Source organism: Paenibacillus sp. SJS-P3, assembly GCF_056711585.1.
Genome location: NZ_CM160043.1, coordinates 3,009,304 through 3,023,926, shown reverse-complemented (window position 1 = coordinate 3,023,926; position 14,623 = coordinate 3,009,304). Strand labels below are relative to the sequence as shown.

The following is a 14,623-nucleotide window of genomic DNA, read 5'->3' as shown; positions in this document are numbered from 1 at the left end:
ATATATACGCTTGATTTATCTTACTTTCTACAGCTATCATTGTCAAATTACAGCGGGTCGATCCCGTCATGGAGGAGGGGCTGGCATGGCCGCATATTTCAGCAACGATTGGGACGGACTGCTGCAGGATGAGATGTCTCTTCCCTATTATAAGGAGCTGCGCAGCAAGCTGGCAGAAGAATACCGTTCGGAGACCGTGTACCCGGACCAGCACGATATTTTCAATTCGCTTCATTATACCTCCTTGGAGGAGGTCAAGGTGGTGATTCTTGGCCAGGACCCCTATCATGGTCCCGGACAGGCTCACGGCCTGAGCTTCTCGGTCCAGCCGGGCGTCCGCATTCCGCCTTCCTTGAAAAACATCTACAAGGAGCTGCAGGAGGATGTCGGCTGTCCCGTGCCGGAATCCGGCGATCTTCGGGGCTGGGCGAGCCAGGGAGTGCTGCTGCTGAACAACGTATTGACCGTCCGGCGCGGACAAGCCGCCTCGCATCAGGGGCTCGGATGGGAAAGGTTCACCGACCGCATCGTCCGCCTGATCGGAGAGAGGGAGCGTCCGGCCGTCTTCATGCTGTGGGGCAAGCATGCCCAGGAGAAAGCTTCCTTCCTTGACAGAAGCCACCATCTGCTGATCGCTTCTCCGCATCCGAGCCCGTTTTCGGCGCACAGGGGGTTCCTGGGCAGCCGGCCTTTCTCGAGGGCGAACGACTTCCTGCTTCAAAACGGCATGACGCCGATCGACTGGTGCCGGACATCTTCCCTGGATTCTGTCGATCTCGGCGACGGGATGCCTTCGGCAACGCTTGGCGCCTCCGGATCGGAGCGGAAGGCAGAGGCCTCAACGCGGGGGGGAGCGCAGGATGGCCGATAGTCAGGGGCGCAAGCCCTCGCGCTGGCTTAATCCCGCAGGCGGTTACCTCGCCGGCTACAGCCATACCTTGAATCCGTACAGCGGCTGCAGCTTCGCATGCAGCTACTGTTACGTCCGCCGCATGCCGGTCGGGCTGTTCCGCGGCGAGCCGTGGGGCAGCTGGGTGGACGTCAAGCAGCTGGACGAAGCGGCATTCCGCCGGGAGTGGGCAAGAGAGTCCGCCAAGGGAGCGGTCAGCGTCTTTTTCGGCTCGGCGACAGATCCCTATCAGCCTGCAGAGGCCGAGCACAAGCTCACCAGGCGGCTGCTTGAGCTGATGCTTGAGCGGCCGCCCGGGTTCTTGCTGCTGCAAACCCGGAGCCCTCTTGTGACGAGGGATTCCGCTCTGTTCGCCGCATTCGGCGATGGGATCCGAGTCAGCCTGACGATCGAAACGGATGACGAGGCGATGCGGCGGCGCTTCTCTCCCTCGGCTCCGCCGCTTGCCGCGAGGTGGAAGGCGCTGCATGGCCTGCGGGAAGCCGGCGTGCCCGTACAGGCGGCCGTGTCTCCGCTGCTGCCGCACACGTCCGATTTCGGGCGCAGGCTGGCCGAATCCGGCGCCAGAATCGTCGTCGACGATTTCCACCGCGGGGACGGCAGCGGCGGCCGGCGCTCGGAGCAGCTCGGCATGCGGGAGCTGTACCGCAGCCTGGGGCTGGAATCCGATTATGCGCCGGCCGCCGCGGACCGGTTCTATGACGAGCTGCTAAGCCGATATCCCGGCGTCAACGCGCATTTTTCCCAGGAAGGATTCCTCCCTTGAACGGACGGGCCGTTATGCCGCCTTCATCTTGCGTCTGCCGAAGCTCCGCCGTATAGGAGGAGCTGATGTACGTAACCGCCGATACCTCGGTAATGACTTGCGGATTCATTTGCCCCGGCTTAGGCGGGACGACCTCCACGGCGATGATGGCTTTGGAACCTGAAAATTCAATGCCGGTAATGACGAGGCTGTAACCCGGATTGGGCGCCTGCGCCGTGACTTTCACCTCCTGCACCTTGTCGCTGAGCTTGCTGGCCGTCAAGGCCACCTCCTGCAGCGGCGATACCGAAGGAGCAGGGTTCTGCACGCTTCCATTGTCTTCATTCATTTTGTCCACGAAAGTCACCCCTCCATTGATCCATGCGGCCGCCTCGCTTCGAGTAACGGCCGTTTTCGGCTTGAATTCCTTGCCTTCATCCAGCTTGGCGATGCCGAGCTTGAGAAGCATTTGCACGCTTGCCCGGTAAGGCTGAGCTACGGCGCCCTCGTCCTTGAACACAACCGCTTGCTGGGTGAAGGAGTAGTCGCCCGAATGATGGATGCCTTGGGCGACCAGATCGGCGAACTGCTCGCGAGTTGCTGTTGCTCCCGGACTCATGTCCTTGGGGAACTGGACGCCGTTCGCGGCTGCGGCCAGAAACGAAGAGGCGTACCAGGCCTTATCGTTCATGCCGGGGAAATACTGGCTGGCCAGCGGCTCGCGGATGAAACGCAGCCTGTCCAGATTGAATCCGAAAGCCTTGACGACGAGCGACACTCCTTCGGCGTAGCTGAGTTTCTCCTGCGGCTTGAACTGCCCGCTGCCCGATCCTCCGACAACGCCGGATTGCTCCAGCTGCCGAATCGCCGCCGCATGGGGATCATGGTCGATATCTGTGAATGCAGACACAATAGGCACGCATCCAAGCAGCAAAGCACAGGCAAGGCCGCCGATTAAAAGCGGCCTTTTTGACATCCGCAGGCTGTTTTCATGGGCATCGCCACTATATTTTACGGAATCTGCATTCGCCGGTTGAGCCGGCGAAGTCGTTTTGCGGTGCCTTCTCAATTCCATCGCCTCCATAAGGGAAGTATTCCCACACTCACCCATACAGACGCAGAAATCAGAATGGATGTTGCGATCTTCCGCTCAGGAACGAATCGTCACGCGAGTCCCTATAGGCGCCATCGCGGACAGGGCGAGCACATCCTCATTGTGCATCCGGATGCAGCCGTGCGACACGGCTTTTCCGATGGAGGAGGGATCGTTCGTGCCGTGGATGCCGTAATGCGGCCGGGACAGCCCCATCCAGAGCACCCCGAACGGACCGCCGGGATTTTCCTGCTTATTGATGATCTGGTATTCCCCCTCGGGAGTGGAGGTGAGCACCTTGCCGACGGCGATGGGGTATTGGCGGACGACGGTATCCCCGTCGAGCAGATACAAGGCGCGGTCGGACAGGTCCACGATGATGCGGTAGCTTGCCATGACATTCACTCCTTTAGAACCAGTATATTCGGCTCCGGCAAGTCTCTGTACGGAGTTTTCTTTACAATAGATCCACATTGCCAAAATATTCCCTAAACAATCCCTTGTTAGGATGAGGTTGTACAGGACATTAGTCATACATACGGCTTCAACAGCCAGAGGTGTGACAGGCCCGAACAACAAGCCGACTGGGCCGTCGGTCATACATTACAGGCGACAATCGTCGTGAAGAAGGGTGAGCATCGAACTATGTCCACGGGATCCAAGTTAGCCGCAGTCGTACTTACCGCTGTGCTCGGCACAGCATCCGCAGGAGCCGTTCAAGCTGCCGCATCGCAACCAAGCACGGGAAAGCTTCATTGGACCGTCAACGGCCAATCCTCCGAAATCCGCACGCTCGTCCTGAACGGCCAGCAGCTCGTATCGGTATCGGACGCAGCCAAGGCGCTCGGCGCCGAAGTGGAAATCATGCCAGAGGGTGCAGGAATCCGCATCACGCTGGGCGAGCATTCCGTTCTGGTCAAAGCCGGCTCCAAGCCTCTGAATGAAGACGGAACGGCTTTCGGGCAAGTGGTGCAGTCGTGGAAGCAAGCGAACTACGTCGACGGAGCATCGTATGTGCAAGCTCTCGGCGGAAGCTATTCGCTGCTCGACGGCAGCGGCATCAGCATCCAGACGCTGCAGCTGCTTGAAGGCGCGGAAACGGCTCAATGGGCCGGCGACGGCCGCCTGATCGTCTCCGTATCGGACGAAAGCGGACGCACGGACTACTTGGTCGATGCCGCCACGGGCGCATACAGCCAGCTGCTGAGCTCGAGCGGCGCTTCGGATCTCGTCGTATCCCCGGACGGAGGACATGTCGCCTTCTCCGAAACGGACGGCACGCTCCATACGGTCGACCTGAACACCCTCCGCATGGCCAAGATCGGAACGGACACTTCGATCAAAAGCAATCTGCAATGGTCTGCTGACGGCAAGACGATCTACTTCCTGCAAGGCGACAAGACGAATGTCATCGCGGCAGCCGACGTGGCAACGGGAGCCGTCAGCAAAGTGCTGGACGACAAAGTCGATTACAAAGGCGATCTGTCCGTAACGGCTGGCGGCCTGTCCTACTCCGTCGTCAAGGCCGGCACGGTGACGGCTGACGCGGCCAAAGCGGTCGAGCTTGATGACGTGGCTATCGACGATTCCCAGACGAACCCGCAGCTGTTCGATCTCGACCTCGGCAAAACCGATGCGAAGCCGGTGCAAGTGACCAAGTCCGACGACGGCAAGCTGTTCATCCAGCGTTCCGCCGCCGGCAAAGTCTTCTATGTGCAAGCTGGAGACGAAGGTTCGAATTCCAAGCTGGCTTCCGCCACGGCAGCAGGGCAAGCCGTCGCGTTCGACAAGGAAGACGTGCAGGAAGCCGTGCAGGCCGGTTCCTATGTCGGCATCCTGACAGACCGTTCTGTCTATGTGCTGAATGAGGAGTCGGGCAGCGTGAGCAAGCTCGCCGACGCTCCGGAAGGCGCGAGCAACCTTGCTCTCTCCAAAGACGGCAGCAAGGCGGCTCTTATCGCGGACGGCAAGCTGCAAGTGCTGAGCAACGGCAAGTGGATTTCCCTGACGAAATAAATCTTTCGGTCTCAAGAGGCCTCATTCGGAACTTCCCCAATTCGAGAGGAGATTTTACACAATGAAATGGTACGGTAAACTTACGACTCTTACACTCGCGGCAACACTTCTGCTGGGCGCGGTAGGCGGCGGCGCGGCTACGGCCGCAGCCTCCAAGCTGAGCGGCAAGATCGTCGTCAACGGCTCTTCCGCCCTGCTTCCGCTGACGCTTCAAGCTTCCAATGAATTCAAGAAGCTGAATCCGAAAGTCCGCATCTCCGCATCGGCTGCAGGCTCCGTAACGGGTCCACAAGCCGTGCGCAAAGGCATCGCCGACATCGGCGCCTGCGACTGGGACGCTTCCACGAACGTGCCGGGCTTCAGCAAATTCGACGGCCAAGTAGCGAACAAGGTAGCGGTCATTCCTTTCGCAGCGATCGCCAACAAAAGCGCAGGCGTAAGCGGCCTGACGACCAAGCAGCTGCAGGACATCTTCTCCGGCAAAGTGAAAAACTGGAAAGACGTAGGCGGCAAGGATGCCGATATCGTCGTCGTCAACCGTGCATTCGGTTCCGGCACACGCGTCAACTTCCAGATGAAAGCCCTGCAAGGATCGGACTTCATCACCAAAGGCGACAACTACAAAGAAGTCAAATCGAGCGGCGATATGAAAACCGCCATCGAAACGACTCCTAACTCCATCGGATACATCGATCTTGTCTACGTGACGGACAAAATGACGGCTCTGAAAATCGACAACGTCGCTCCTACGACCGACAACGTCATCAACGGAAGCTACAAAGTATGGAGCTACGGCTACTTCATGACCAAAGGCCAGCCTACAGGCGCAACGAAAGCATTCATCGAGTACATCCAAAGCGCGAAGTTCCAGAACGGCTCGCTGAAAAAGCTTAAATTCATTCCGCTTACGGCAATGAAATAAGATTCATCCTCTCTTCGATTCTTGAACAAAGTCCGGAGCCGAGCTGAAGCTCGGCTTTTGGGCATCCATTATACGGCCAGAAAGGACCGGCCCTTCCAATGAGCAAATCCATTTCCGCACCCGCCCGGCAGCAATCCGGCGGAGTGCCTGCAGGCATCGGCCGCCGGATGCGTCTGCGGCTTGCCCATCGCTCCTTCCGCATTCTGTGCGCGGCAGCTGCTGTTCTCGTAAGCGGCGTTCTGCTGACGATGCTCTTCTTCATGTTCCGCACTGGCGTGCTGACCTTCCAAAGCGTCTCCTTGCGGGAGTTTTTCCTTTCCGCTGAGTGGGAACCGGAGAACGACAAGTACGGAGCGCTCGTCTTCATCGCGGGCACCTTCATGGTTACCGCCCTAACGCTAGCGATTGCGGTGCCGATATCTATTCTGGCGGCATTGTTCCTTGCCGAGCTCGCTCCGTCCAGACTGGCCCGGGTAATCCGTCCGATCCTGGATCTGCTCGTCGGCATACCATCCGTCGTCTACGGATACATGGGACTTACGCTGCTCATTCCGGCGCTGCGCACCGTGACGGGCAGCAATCTCGGGGACGGGGTGCTGGCGGCCTCGCTGGTGCTGGCCATCATGATCCTGCCGACCATAACCCGCATCAGCGACGATGCGATCCGCACCGTTCCCCGCAAATATATCCAAGGCTCGTACGCTCTGGGAGCGACCCGCTTCCAGACCGTGACCGGCGTCATCCTGCCGGCTGCGAGCCGCGGCATCGTCCAGGCCTGCATCCTTGGCATGGCCCGCGCCATCGGGGAGACGATGGCCGTCGTCATGGTCATCGGCAACACGCCGCAGCTGGCCGACAGCCTGCTGAAGCCGACATCCGTGCTGACGAGCAACATCGTCATGCAGATGCCGAACGTGCCCTTCGATTCGACCTGGAACAACGCCCTCTACATGATGGGCTTCCTGCTGCTGGCGATCTCGCTGCTGATGATCGCGGTCGTGCGCCTGCTTCAGAAGAAAGGGGAGAATTAGGATGAGCATGGCCGCAACTGGAATGTCGGACCGCAGGCAGGTCAGGCGCAAGCGCAGATCGGACCGGATGTTCACCGCTCTCGTGTGGGCGGTCGGCATCGGCTGCACGCTGTTTACGCTTGCTCTGATCGGGATGATCCTGGAAAAGGGCATGCCCGGCCTCAGCTGGAGCTTCATCTTCGGGCTGCCGAGCGAAATCGATGCCGGAGGCGGGATCGGACCGGCGCTGTTCAACTCCTTCTATATTCTGATTTTGTCGCTCGCTATCTCCATCCCGCTCGGGCTGGCGGCAGGCATCTATCTGGCCGAGTTCGCTCCGGACAACAAGCTGATCGGATTCGTGCGGATTTGCGTGGAGGGACTTGCCTCCGTGCCTTCGTTGATTTTCGGGCTTTTCGGCATCGCTCTGTTCGTCGAGGGAATGGAAATCGGTCTGACCATCCTTGGCGGAGCGATCAGCCTGGCGCTGCTCAATCTGCCGCTCCTGACGAGGGTGACGGAAGAAGCGATGCGCTCCGTTCCGCCGGAATACAAGCAGGGCTCGCTCGCACTCGGGGCGACGCATACCCAGACGATCTTCAAGGTATGCCTTCCGGTCGCTCTGAACGGCATCATGACCGGCATTTGCCTGACGGCCGGCAGGGCATTCGGCGAAAGCGCCGTAATTGTCCTCGTGGCGGGCGTATCGACCTCCGGCATCATGTGGGATTTCGATCCATTGTCTCCGGGAGCGACTCTTGCCGTGCATCTGTGGTATGTGCAGTCGGAGGCTATCGTTCCGGATGCGGCCGAGATCGCAAGCAAGTCTGCCGCCGTCCTGCTCATCGTAGTGCTGCTCATCAACATGGCGCTGAGAATTCCGCTGTGGCTTGTCGACAGGAAGAAGCAGGCTTGAGTTTGAACGATAATAACCGCCTCCGGCAGGAGGCGGTTAATTGTGTTGGCCGGAAGCTCAACCTGTTTCGGAGGCCTCCGAGGAAGCGGGCCGCACCTGCTGGCAGCTTTCGAACTGGCATTCGTCCCGGAAATAATAGTTCCCCCGGATCTTGACGGTATGCTCGTTGAACAGCTGCAGAGGAGCGCCGGGCTCCAGAAGTCGGCCGCTTCGGTATACGGCGACGGAAGCTTTGGCCGCTAGGGCCGCTTCAAAATGGGCAAGAGTGGTGAGCATACGAAACAGCAGCATGGGCAGCTCCTAAGAAAGGATCTATTAATGATACAAATCGTATCATAAATAGCGCCTAGATAGAAGAGTTCTTTGCCTGCTGCTGATAAAATTTCAACTATATGACGATAACGGGGATGTTTACCCGGCTCTGTAGTACGAAACGATCAATTCATCCAGTCGCTGACTAAGCTCCAGATTGTATCCGGATTTTCCCGTGGCGGATTTGTTTAAAATTTCTCTCAAAATTTCGATATTTCTCATAATTTCATGTTTATTCGACATTGTTCATTCTCCTATTCATTAAATGATCGATAAGTTGTCGAACTTACTCGAGAGATTTATAACTAAAATTTACATATCGGATATTCAATATTAACCGATCTAATTGCTTTGAAACAGAATATGGATTTAATAACACTATTGTTTTTTTGTAGGTGCAGAAATCGGATGCAGACGGAATAGAGAATGGAAGACGAGGGCGGCTGTCAGGGATCCAAAGGAATCAATGAGTACATCGTAAAGGCGTCCGTCGCGGTTCAGATAAAGCTGCAGGATTTCAGTCGCTAGGGCGAATAAGACGGACACCAGAAGCGAGACGGGCCGATTGCGCAGCCAGTTGAAAACCAGCAGATCAAGAATTCCGAAGCCGATGAAATGGCCCAGCTTGACGATGACCCAGACATGATGAATGCGGGTAACGTCAGCCCAGTTGAAAAATTCGGCAAAATTAGGCTCGGGATTGAAAACAAAGACGAGCTGCTTGTGCAAGAGCAGGTTGTTGAGGTTTTCGGTGCAGGTAAAGACCAGCAGCACGAGAGCCCAGAGCAGGACAGCGGCCGCCTTTGTACGTTTCGAAATCATATCGAACAAGCCTCCTATGAAACCATTTCCATATTGTAAATGCTGACGACACGGAAGAGGCTTTGGTTTCGGTCGAAGGAAGATGTAAACGCTCCCCAATAGAAAAACAAAAAAATCTAGAAAAAGTGTTGACTCGGATCTGGGGTTTTGATATATTAATAACTGTCCTCGAGACGAGGTATGAAAAACAAAAGAAAAATACTTAATATGATCTGTTAGCTCAGCTGGGAGAGCACCATCTTGACAGGGTGGGGGTCAGTGGTTCGAGCCCACTACAGATCATACTGAAAAACCCTTGCGGAGCAAGGGTTTTTTGCTTTTTCTATGGGAAAATGCGGCCATGAATTCGAAGTGAATTGGCCTCTGATACGAAATTGATACGAGTGGGCCATGACCATGCGAATATCGGCCCTTCCACACATATGCGTTTGCTATGGAGACACTCGGTTTTTAATCAGCAAGGTGACGTGTGAATGACCCATGTCATGGAAACGAATCTTTGGCCGATCGAGGACGGGGAGATGTTCCTGGGCAATACTGGCTTGCTTAACTGCATGGCCACGACAAGATCCTTGTCCTTGTAGTTGTGCTCCATTCTCGTTCAGGTATGCGAGTCCGGTGTGTCTTGAGAGCTGCCATTGATGGCGGCTCTTTTTTTTGACCGGCGGCTGCCGGAACCCGTCTTGGCGCCGGCCTGAATTTCCTTCCGTGATGAAAGAGAATTTGAGTAATCGATACGATTCGTCGATCGAAGTCGACATCCTTCCAGCGAAGCCCTTTCTTTAAGAATTTGTTGATGTCGCAGAGTTGACCGGTATCATGCAGTTTGTTGTAAAGATCCTGGAAGTCACTCGATCCGATCTTGCCGATCTTCAGATGTCCTAGTGCAGCGGCATAGGTAGTCGGTCAGAGCTTATTGAGCAGTTGAAGCATCGGCTTCGGATGGCTGTTTTCCTGAGCTCAATAATCGTTACATTCTTATCGATGATGTTGAGCGCCCCAGCCAAGAAGAGTGCTGCCCAGCAGGAGTGCTGAGTAGCTCAGCTGAGCGCCGTTCGGCAGTATCGTTGTCAAATGGTCCGGTGTGAGAATCAATGCATATATGGTCCTTCCAGAGGGAATCTTACTAAACGTCGAAATCAATTTTGCTGAAAAGGAGCATAAAATGTCTATTTTAGGCGGCAACCCAAAGGACGAGCCACTACATTACGGAGAGATATTCAGCATATGGACTTACTCTGTAGGGGCTAAGGGAATGGTCTCGGCATATCAAGCATTCCTTTCGCATGCTGGCGACAAAGACCTGAAAAAACTTCTAGAAAATCTAATTGACCAGGCAAAGAAAGAGATCAAAGAAGTCGATGCCCTGCTTACAGAGAACGGCATCGCACCTGCACCTGCACTTCCTGAACGCCCTCCAGTAGCACTTGAGGATATCCCGATCGGGGCAAGATTTACGGATCCAGAGATTGCAGCTGCACTGTCATTGGATATCGCAGCAGGCTTAATAAGCTGCAGCCAGGCGATGGGGATGTCAATCCGTGAAGACGTAGGAGCATTGTTCTTGAAATATCACACTGCAAAGGCTGCCGACGGTGTGAAAATCTTGGAAATGAATAAGGAAAAGGGTTGGTTGATTCCGCCGCCTCTTCAAATTAAACGTCCAGAATAGTTGATGCTAATTAAACGGAGGGAATTAGAATGAAAAAACAAGTTTTGTCCTTTGTAGCGATCTCGAGCATGGCATTTATTCTGGCTGTTCCCGCATTCGCAAATGGGAGCATGTCGCCTGGAACAAATAGCGGAGTGTATTCAAACTATTCCAGCGGAGTCTCCAACTATAGGGATGGACAAATGAATTCCAGCTATGCAAACAACGGTCTAAGCTCTTACTCAACAGCTAATAGCACCAATTCTTCGATGAATGCGAATCGCTACACGGCTAAAGCAACAGATAATGGTCGAAGAAGCAATTGGGGCTGGCTTGGCCTTCTTGGCCTCCTTGGCTTAGCCGGCGCGAGGAACCGCAACCGCGATCCTGAGCGTCACTAATATAGGTTTATCGAGGCCGCAGCCAATACTGCGGCCTTTATTCTTTTTAATCACATATACTTCTAATGAAGTGAGGACTCATGGTTGTCCTTAGCCTGCACCCGATCTTCCGGCATGAATGGGGAGGATGTGGAATTAAGGTCAGAGACACGAACATAGGAAGGCGATGCCTATTCCTGGATGGAGCAGCTTGCAGGCGCTGAATAAGCAAGCCTCAATTATGGTATAAACAATTTAGAAAACCGGCATAATACCTCGAAAGAGGTGGTATGAAGTGCAGAATTTCGATGAAGATTATGTTCAAGGCTTGGAAAGCCAGCTGCAGGAGCGTTTTCAAAAAAGATCGGACTTTCTATGCAAGCACATTGTCATTGCAGGAGAGAAATTCAAGGCATACTATCTCCGTACACTAGTAAACCTCCCGATGACGTTGTCGATCATAAATCAAATCGGAATCGATACGACTAATGACTTGAAATGGGAAGCGCTCCATTCGATGGAAGTCGATGCTGCCGTATCGTTGAATGCTTTGTACGATCATGTGCTGCATGGAAAGCTTATCCTTCTTGGCAAGGAGGGATTTGTCGCCATCATTGAACCTGAACGAGCGGAGCTCTCCAGGTCGGTCATGATTCCCAACAGCGAAAATCCCCTGCAATCGGCATTTGATGCCTTTACAGAGGATTTGGATATAAATATCGGGCTGATCCGAAAAAAAATGATTTCGGACCAATTGATGATTGAAACTCGATTCGTTGGCGACCAATCCATAAAGAAGCTTGCCATTGTTTACATAAAAGGAACAGCGCGTCAAGAAGTGATTGAATCGATTGAAAAAAAACTAGATGAAAATGCCCATCAGAACCTTACCACGGTACGGGATTTGACCCGGATTCTGGGACATCCTAAAATCACTCTTAGTCCAACCTATATTTCCTCCGAATTACCCGAGGAGACGGTACAAAATCTACTCAATGGAAAAGTGGTTATTCTAATGGACCAATTTTCCTTTGCTTTCGCTTTTCCCGCGATCGTCTCCGATTTGTGGTCGACTACCCTGGATGTCCAATACCCGCTGTTGCTGCAACTGTTTCTCCGTGCCATTCGCGGAGCATCCTTGTTGTTATCTCTCACGCTTCCAGGTCTATATGTTGTTCTCAACTCCGTTAATCCCGAGCTCCTCCGCATCCAGCTGGCCATCACTGTTGCCAAGAGCAGGGAGGGCGTGCCGTATCCATCGCTCATTGAAGCGCTGATGGTTTTATTGCTTCTGGAGATAATCATAGAGGCCACGATAAGGCTGCCCAAAAGCATCGGTCCGACCATTACGATGATCGGCGGCATCCTGCTGGGACAGGCAATCGTACAGGCCAAGCTGGTCAGCAATCTGCTCATTATTATAATGGTTGCCTCTGCGATATCCAATTTTGCATTGACGAGCTATATGAATGCGGTCGGGATGAGACTGTATAGGTATGTCGTTCTCATTGCCAGCGCCTTTTTCGGCATTTGGGGTCTAGAGGCTGCATTGATTTGGCTTACGCTTTATTTTGCATCGTTGACGACCTGTTCTGTACCGTACTTGAGCTACACCTTGAAGGGAAAGATTGCTGATGAATAAATTCCAGTCGATCATCCTTTTTTTTCTATTGCATATGGCTTCTATATTCGCCATTTTCCCCGAACGAATGATGGCTGCCGCCACCAAAGCACAGTGGATGCCGGTGGCAATCATTTTTTTGGCTGAGCTGCTGGTCGTGTGGCTTTATTTAAAAGCCATGTCGAAGTTTCCCGGCAAATCGATTCTAGATCTTTGCTGTGATACGTTCGGGAAATGGGGAGCCGGATTCATGCTGCTTCCCTTGCTTGTTTTTTTGTTTCTTCAAGTCATCCTTTTAACGTGTTACCTTACCGTAGAGATAAGAACGGTGCTGCTCCCGAAGACGCCGATCTACGCTACGTCGGCTATTTTTGTCTCCATCTGCATGTACGGGGTTTGGAAGGGGCTTTCCGTATTGATTCGGGCAAGTATGGGTTGGTTTGTTTTGTTAATGCCATTTATCCTTTTTTCCATGCTGATCAGCATAGGAAATTTCAATTTCGACTATATCTTTCCTGTTTGGGATGCGAAATTCTCCTTTATCTGGAAGCAGGATTTTTATGTGGGGACAATCATTTTCTCAGGCTTTTTGTTCCTGGGGATGACTCCATCCCGTTTGAGAATCGGTTTTGGCACAGCGTCTGCGTTGATCGGGCTTATCTTTCTGTTCGCTCTAACCTCTGTCTATATCCCCTTGCTCATTTTCGGCCATGAAACAGCGGTCCATTTCCAATATCCCATGCTGATGGCTTCCGACACCGTCGATTTGGAATGGGTCGTCTTTGACTGGCTGCCGAGTTTTTATGTCGTGTCTTCCAGCGGGCTGGGCTTGATAAAGGTGTCTGTTTTGCTCTGGATGCTCCTGACCCTATTGAGACAGCTTTACTTGCCTAAAATAAAAAGCCTTTGGCTGTTGATCTTTATCGGTATCGTTCTGTATTTTGCCTGCCAGTGGATACCCAATGCAAAAACTCTCGATAAATATTTGTATATCAGCTCGTACTTATGCCTGTACTCCACCGTCGGTTTTCCCATCCTGATATACCTGTCGACATTGCGGCGCAAAAAGGAGGCTCATGCATGAACAGCCTGAGGGTGAAGCTGGTCGTTCTCGTTGTTGGGATGACGGTCCTGCTGGAAGGGTGCTGGGATACAAAAGACATCAATAAGCAATATCTTCCTGTCGTTATGGGGGTCGGAAAGGGAAGCAAAGAAAAATACAAGATTATTCTGGAAATCCCGAATGCGTCAGGAAAAGATCAGTTTTTGGAAAAGGAAGCCATTTCCATCAGCAAAGCGATCGACCTGATCCGGACCGATGCAGAAAAAAGCATCAATATGGTGCATTTAAGGCTGATGCTGTTCGACCGCTCCATTGCTCAAGAAGGGATTCGCGATATCATTGACTATGCCGTAAGAGCAAACGATATCTCCATTAAAGGCATGGTGGCCGTCGTGGATGGAGATTTCGACAAGACGCTTTATCATGTTATTTCCCCGACACCTGAAATTTCAACCTATGACTTCTTTAACAAAGAAGCAGGGTGGACGCCCAACGTATCGCTCGTCAGGATATGGAGGCTTATCGCAGTCAGAATTCCTACTCCGAAGATATGGCCATTCCTATGCTCCAGAATGGCGACCGCACCCTATATGCTTTTAAAGGAACGGCTGTCATGCGCGAGGACCGCATGGTCGGGAAGCTGAATCAGAAAGACACATTTTTGTACAATTTATTCAAAGGCAACTATACGGGCGGAACGATTGAGGTAGCGGAAAATACAAGCGTCCTCATCAAAAAATCGACCCTGAAACATCATCGCCGCTGGTCTGAAAAAGGGCCGTCTTTATCGACGGATATGAACCTTGACATCGTCATTGCTGAAAGCCCCAGCGGAAAAAGCAATACGGAAATCGAAAAAGAGGTTCGCGAGCAATTGAATCGGAATTTTGAAATGACCGTGAAAAAAATAAAAGGCTACCGGTCGGATGTTCTGGGCATCGGGGTTATTTTTCGTCCGCAGCTGTCTCAAGAGCAGATCAAGAAGTGGAAATCAGAATGGTTTCCTAAGCTGGAGCAGAAAATCGATGTACATGTGAACGTCATCAATGACATCTTAATCAAAGATGAAGCTCCCCCTGATCCATTGCTTCGAAGTTGATCGGAGTGCGAGGCTGCATAGAAAAGAGGCTTGCATGACGCAAGCCTCTTTTCCTTATCTTCC

At 53.2% G+C, this 14,623-nt stretch carries 17 protein-coding genes and 1 tRNA gene; 13 read left to right on the top strand and 5 right to left on the bottom strand.

Going from position 1 to position 14,623, the window contains the following annotated elements:
- Positions 1–85: 85 nt before the first annotated feature.
- Entirely contained in the window at positions 86–871 is a 786-nt protein-coding gene (locus AC06G8_RS14000; RefSeq protein ID WP_480283109.1) for a uracil-DNA glycosylase, read from the top strand.
- Positions 861–1,676: an SPL family radical SAM protein gene (locus tag AC06G8_RS13995; protein ID WP_480283108.1), complete on the top strand. Its 816-nt coding sequence runs from the start codon at positions 861–863 to the stop codon at positions 1,674–1,676. The genes AC06G8_RS14000 and AC06G8_RS13995 overlap by 11 nt, the downstream gene beginning before the upstream one ends.
- Here AC06G8_RS13995 and AC06G8_RS13990 read toward each other — a convergent pair.
- On the bottom strand, positions 1,639–2,565 hold the full coding sequence (locus tag AC06G8_RS13990) for an S-layer homology domain-containing protein (protein ID WP_480283107.1): 927 nt from the start codon (positions 2,563–2,565) through the stop codon (positions 1,639–1,641). The genes AC06G8_RS13995 and AC06G8_RS13990 overlap by 38 nt on opposite strands.
- A gap of 240 nt (positions 2,566–2,805) precedes the next feature.
- On the bottom strand, positions 2,806–3,144 hold the full coding sequence (locus AC06G8_RS13985) for a L,D-transpeptidase (protein ID WP_480283106.1): 339 nt from the start codon (positions 3,142–3,144) through the stop codon (positions 2,806–2,808).
- Positions 3,145–3,393: 249 nt separating this feature from the next.
- On the opposite strand from AC06G8_RS13985, the gene AC06G8_RS13980 reads away from it, so the two are divergent.
- From AC06G8_RS13980 to pstA, 4 genes are all read left to right on the top strand, one after another.
- Positions 3,394–4,764 (top strand): hypothetical protein, encoded by a 1,371-nt coding sequence (locus tag AC06G8_RS13980; protein ID WP_480283105.1) that lies wholly within the window; start codon positions 3,394–3,396, stop codon positions 4,762–4,764.
- Positions 4,765–4,825: 61 nt separating this feature from the next.
- Complete coding sequence (locus AC06G8_RS13975) at positions 4,826–5,686, top strand: phosphate ABC transporter substrate-binding protein (protein ID WP_480283104.1); 861 nt, start codon at positions 4,826–4,828, stop codon at positions 5,684–5,686.
- Between the two features lie 98 nt (positions 5,687–5,784).
- Positions 5,785–6,717: a phosphate ABC transporter permease subunit PstC gene (gene pstC, locus AC06G8_RS13970; protein WP_049867633.1), complete on the top strand. Its 933-nt coding sequence runs from the start codon at positions 5,785–5,787 to the stop codon at positions 6,715–6,717.
- Between the two features lies 1 nt (position 6,718).
- The gene (pstA, locus tag AC06G8_RS13965) at positions 6,719–7,612 is read left to right on the top strand and encodes a phosphate ABC transporter permease PstA (RefSeq protein ID WP_447661353.1); all 894 of its coding nucleotides are present in this window, start codon (positions 6,719–6,721) and stop codon (positions 7,610–7,612) included.
- A gap of 57 nt (positions 7,613–7,669) precedes the next feature.
- Here pstA and AC06G8_RS13960 read toward each other — a convergent pair whose 3' ends face one another.
- The 3 genes from AC06G8_RS13960 to AC06G8_RS13950 all read right to left on the bottom strand — a co-directional run bounded on the left by AC06G8_RS13960 (position 7,670) and on the right by AC06G8_RS13950 (position 8,746).
- Positions 7,670–7,903, bottom strand: a complete 234-nt coding sequence (locus tag AC06G8_RS13960) for a hypothetical protein (protein WP_076354981.1) — start codon at positions 7,901–7,903, stop codon at positions 7,670–7,672.
- Between the two features lie 120 nt (positions 7,904–8,023).
- Positions 8,024–8,146, bottom strand: coding sequence for an aspartyl-phosphate phosphatase Spo0E family protein (locus AC06G8_RS13955; RefSeq protein ID WP_447661672.1), 123 nt, complete (start codon positions 8,144–8,146; stop codon positions 8,024–8,026).
- A 156-nt stretch (positions 8,147–8,302) separates the two neighbouring features.
- The gene (locus tag AC06G8_RS13950) at positions 8,303–8,746 is read right to left on the bottom strand and encodes a VanZ family protein (RefSeq protein ID WP_447661352.1); all 444 of its coding nucleotides are present in this window, start codon (positions 8,744–8,746) and stop codon (positions 8,303–8,305) included.
- 209 nt (positions 8,747–8,955) lie between these two features.
- On the opposite strand from AC06G8_RS13950, the gene AC06G8_RS13945 reads away from it, so the two are divergent.
- The 7 genes from AC06G8_RS13945 (at position 8,956) to AC06G8_RS13915 (ending at position 14,560) form a co-directional block, all read left to right on the top strand.
- Positions 8,956–9,028, top strand: a tRNA-Val gene (locus AC06G8_RS13945).
- An 883-nt stretch (positions 9,029–9,911) separates the two neighbouring features.
- Positions 9,912–10,418, top strand: a complete 507-nt coding sequence (locus tag AC06G8_RS13940) for a DUF3231 family protein (protein WP_447661670.1) — start codon at positions 9,912–9,914, stop codon at positions 10,416–10,418.
- Positions 10,419–10,447: 29 nt separating this feature from the next.
- Positions 10,448–10,798 carry a WGxxGxxG family protein gene (locus tag AC06G8_RS13935; RefSeq protein WP_447661347.1) on the top strand — a complete coding sequence of 117 codons (351 nt, stop codon included), beginning with the start codon at positions 10,448–10,450 and terminating at the stop codon, positions 10,796–10,798.
- A gap of 274 nt (positions 10,799–11,072) precedes the next feature.
- The gene (locus AC06G8_RS13930) at positions 11,073–12,419 is read left to right on the top strand and encodes a spore germination protein (protein WP_480283103.1); all 1,347 of its coding nucleotides are present in this window, start codon (positions 11,073–11,075) and stop codon (positions 12,417–12,419) included.
- The gene (locus tag AC06G8_RS13925; protein WP_447661345.1) at positions 12,412–13,482 is read left to right on the top strand and encodes a GerAB/ArcD/ProY family transporter; all 1,071 of its coding nucleotides are present in this window, start codon (positions 12,412–12,414) and stop codon (positions 13,480–13,482) included. The genes AC06G8_RS13930 and AC06G8_RS13925 overlap by 8 nt, the downstream gene beginning before the upstream one ends.
- Positions 13,479–14,105, top strand: a complete 627-nt coding sequence (locus tag AC06G8_RS13920; RefSeq protein ID WP_447661344.1) for a Ger(x)C family spore germination protein — start codon at positions 13,479–13,481, stop codon at positions 14,103–14,105. The genes AC06G8_RS13925 and AC06G8_RS13920 overlap by 4 nt, the downstream gene beginning before the upstream one ends.
- A complete protein-coding gene (locus tag AC06G8_RS13915; protein ID WP_447661343.1) occupies positions 14,075–14,560 on the top strand; it encodes a Ger(x)C family spore germination C-terminal domain-containing protein in 486 nt (161 codons plus the stop codon). The genes AC06G8_RS13920 and AC06G8_RS13915 overlap by 31 nt, the downstream gene beginning before the upstream one ends.
- The last annotated feature ends 63 nt before the right edge of the window (positions 14,561–14,623 follow it).

Coding starts and splice junctions, on each gene's coding strand:
- AC06G8_RS14000 (WP_480283109.1), top strand. CDS start 86: ATGGCCGCATATTTCAGCAACGATTGGGACGGACTGCTGCAGGATGAG.
- AC06G8_RS13995 (WP_480283108.1), top strand. CDS start 861: ATGGCCGATAGTCAGGGGCGCAAGCCCTCGCGCTGGCTTAATCCCGCA.
- AC06G8_RS13985 (WP_480283106.1), bottom strand. CDS start 3,144: ATGGCAAGCTACCGCATCATCGTGGACCTGTCCGACCGCGCCTTGTAT.
- AC06G8_RS13980 (WP_480283105.1), top strand. CDS start 3,394: ATGTCCACGGGATCCAAGTTAGCCGCAGTCGTACTTACCGCTGTGCTC.
- AC06G8_RS13975 (WP_480283104.1), top strand. CDS start 4,826: ATGAAATGGTACGGTAAACTTACGACTCTTACACTCGCGGCAACACTT.
- pstC (WP_049867633.1), top strand. CDS start 5,785: ATGAGCAAATCCATTTCCGCACCCGCCCGGCAGCAATCCGGCGGAGTG.
- pstA (WP_447661353.1), top strand. CDS start 6,719: ATGAGCATGGCCGCAACTGGAATGTCGGACCGCAGGCAGGTCAGGCGC.
- AC06G8_RS13960 (WP_076354981.1), bottom strand. CDS start 7,903: ATGCTGCTGTTTCGTATGCTCACCACTCTTGCCCATTTTGAAGCGGCC.
- AC06G8_RS13955 (WP_447661672.1), bottom strand. CDS start 8,146: ATGAGAAATATCGAAATTTTGAGAGAAATTTTAAACAAATCCGCCACG.
- AC06G8_RS13950 (WP_447661352.1), bottom strand. CDS start 8,746: ATGATTTCGAAACGTACAAAGGCGGCCGCTGTCCTGCTCTGGGCTCTC.
- AC06G8_RS13940 (WP_447661670.1), top strand. CDS start 9,912: ATGTCTATTTTAGGCGGCAACCCAAAGGACGAGCCACTACATTACGGA.
- AC06G8_RS13935 (WP_447661347.1), top strand. CDS start 10,448: ATGAAAAAACAAGTTTTGTCCTTTGTAGCGATCTCGAGCATGGCATTT.
- AC06G8_RS13925 (WP_447661345.1), top strand. CDS start 12,412: ATGAATAAATTCCAGTCGATCATCCTTTTTTTTCTATTGCATATGGCT.
- AC06G8_RS13920 (WP_447661344.1), top strand. CDS start 13,479: ATGAACAGCCTGAGGGTGAAGCTGGTCGTTCTCGTTGTTGGGATGACG.
- AC06G8_RS13915 (WP_447661343.1), top strand. CDS start 14,075: ATGCGCGAGGACCGCATGGTCGGGAAGCTGAATCAGAAAGACACATTT.